Genomic DNA, 857 nt, shown 5'->3' on the forward strand with positions numbered 1-857 from the left:
TAGTAGCTGCTCGGTGTTAAGCAGCTGTCTAAAGCGCCAAATACTGGAATGGTCTGGCACATTCTCAGACAGGCTAAGATTAATAAAGCGCCTAAACATAAGATCCCTGGCGATTTGCTTCTCTAAGACTTCATCACTAAGGTTATACCAAGCTTGGAGAATAAGAATCCTAAACATCATCAGTGGCGGGTAGCTAGGCGCACCTCGCACAGATGAATAAAGGTTTGATAAGGTTTGCTCTATCTCTGTCTAATTGATGATGTTATGCACGTCATTAAGCTCTGATAGAGATTTATGCTCTACAACTAGAGAATCTGCGAATGAATGTTGAGTTGTTTATTTCCAAGACATTTTAGGTATTTTTTATTGTAGATTAGGTGGTTGTTATTTTACTAGACTGGCGTGGTTTTGGTTGATTTATGCAAAGATCTCTAAATGTATTAATGGTGGTAGATACAATTGCAATCCCCCCATTTCTAACGCTTGCTAAAAATAGAATTTCCATTGTTTAAATAGCCTCAAGTAGCTTTCTTGGTGGAATCCCACCAATCAAACTATGAGGTCGTACGTTATTATATACCCACATCCACTGGGTTGCTAAATTTTGTGCATGTTCGATTGAGTCAAAAATATGCATGTTTAACCACTCGTTTCTTGCTGTTTGGTTAAATCTTTCAATATAAGCATTCTGTGTTGGTTTGCCTGGTTGTATGTACATTAACTCAATATTCATTGCTTGTGCCCATTCTCGTAGTGCATGAGATATGTATTCTGGTCCGTTATCACATCGAATGGCTTTGGGCTTGCCACGCCATTCAATGAGCTGCTCTAATGATTTAATCACTCTTTGCGCTGGC

The 857-nt window shown here is 39.0% G+C and carries 2 protein-coding genes; both read right to left on the reverse strand.

All coding sequences use genetic code 11. The features are described 5' to 3' along the window. A partial coding sequence (locus tag BTHERMOSOX_RS11680) for a transposase (RefSeq protein ID WP_488153936.1) occupies positions 1-243 on the reverse strand: 243 nt, incomplete at its 3' end. A gap of 265 nt (positions 244-508) precedes the next feature. Further along, a partial coding sequence (locus BTHERMOSOX_RS11685; RefSeq protein WP_138121255.1) for an integrase core domain-containing protein occupies positions 509-857 on the reverse strand: 349 nt, incomplete at its 5' end.

Origin of the sequence: Bathymodiolus heckerae thiotrophic gill symbiont, from assembly GCF_900128515.1 — a bacterium.
Classification (GTDB): Bacteria; Pseudomonadota; Gammaproteobacteria; order PS1; family Pseudothioglobaceae; genus Thioglobus_A.